The 1,173-nt window shown below is 47.2% G+C and carries 2 protein-coding genes; both read left to right on the forward strand.

Translation table 11 applies throughout. The features are described 5' to 3' along the window. Nucleotides 1–101 precede the first annotated feature (101 nt). On the forward strand, nt 102–638 hold the full coding sequence (locus tag IEV46_RS17805) for a helix-turn-helix domain-containing protein (protein WP_188433965.1): 537 nt from the start codon (nt 102–104) through the stop codon (nt 636–638). Nucleotides 639–643: 5 nt separating this feature from the next. Continuing rightward, nucleotides 644–1,162 carry an IS630 family transposase gene (locus tag IEV46_RS17810; protein WP_229736213.1) on the forward strand — a complete coding sequence of 173 codons (519 nt, stop codon included), beginning with the start codon at nt 644–646 and terminating at the stop codon, nt 1,160–1,162. Nucleotides 1,163–1,173 lie beyond the last annotated feature (11 nt).

A 1,173-nucleotide genomic window follows, 5' to 3' on the forward strand; every position in this document is an offset into this window, starting at 1 on the left:
CTAGTGCCCCATCCGGAAATTTAGTTTGGTAATGGAGGAAGGATTTACACTTGGTTTTCTGGAAGGTAGAGAATCTACCACGGAAACAGCAGGTGAAAGAAATGACCCTTTATGTACGGGAATTAACCAATGAAGAAGGCAACCGCCTCAAAAAAATCGCGCGAAAAAACACGGATGGGGTCAAAGTACGGCGTGCATTGGTTATTTTGGCATCTGCTCAAAAAATGAAAGTACCGGAGATCGCCGAACTTTACCAACTATCCCGAGAGCATATTCGAAAATTCATCCACCGTTTCAACAAAGAAGGAATGGACGCGATTCAGCCTCGGTACAACGGCGGTCGTCCACGTACGTTTACCCCTGAACAGCGGGCAGACATCATCGAGTTGGCACAGATTCCTCCCAAAGTTTTAGGAATGCCTTTCACCCATTGGTCCTTGACTAAGCTAAAAGAAGCGGCGGAGAAGAAGGGTATCGTCCGATCGATTAGCATCGAAACGATCCGATGCATATTAGAGGAAGCGAACATCACTTACCAGCACACAAAAACGTGGAAGGAGTCCAATGATCCTGAGTTTCACACGAAAAAAAACGAATCAAACAGCTCTACAAAACCCCGCCGAAAGATGGACGGGTAATTTGCGTGGACGAGTTTGGACCGCTGTCGATCCGGCCCTATGCGGGAAAGGGCTGGTTTCCGCAGAAAAAAGCGGATCGCTTGCCAGCCACTTATACACGAAAGCATGGAGTACGTCACTTGTTTGCAGCTTTGGATCTCAAGACGGACAAACTGTACGCCCACAACAAGAAAACCAAGCGTCACCAAGATTTTTTGGGCTTTCTTCAGGTGTTGCGTCGCCGTTTTCACCGGAGCGAACGCCTGTATATTATCTTGGATAACTTTTCTCCCCACCACCATAAAAAAGTGAAAGCATGGGCCGAAAAGAACCATGTGAAGTTGGTCTACACACCAACATACGCTTCTTGGCTCAACCGCATTGAATGCCATTTCGGTCCGCTTCGGAAATTTGTCCTTGAAGGAAGTAACTATTCCTCTCATGATGAGTTGATGAAGGCGATTCAGGAGTACATACGGTGGCGCAACAAGAACAAGCGGGACGCTGTGATCCTAAATGAGCAAAACAAGATCAAAGTTGCCTGAAGGGGCACTAG

Source organism: Kroppenstedtia guangzhouensis (assembly GCF_014637345.1).
Taxonomy (GTDB): domain Bacteria; phylum Bacillota; class Bacilli; order Thermoactinomycetales; family DSM-45169; genus Kroppenstedtia; species Kroppenstedtia guangzhouensis.

What these genes read in the sequence shown, in the direction of transcription:
- IEV46_RS17805 (WP_188433965.1), top strand. Translation starts at nt 102, where the DNA reads ATGACCCTTTATGTACGGGAATTAACCAATGAAGAAGGCAACCGCCTC.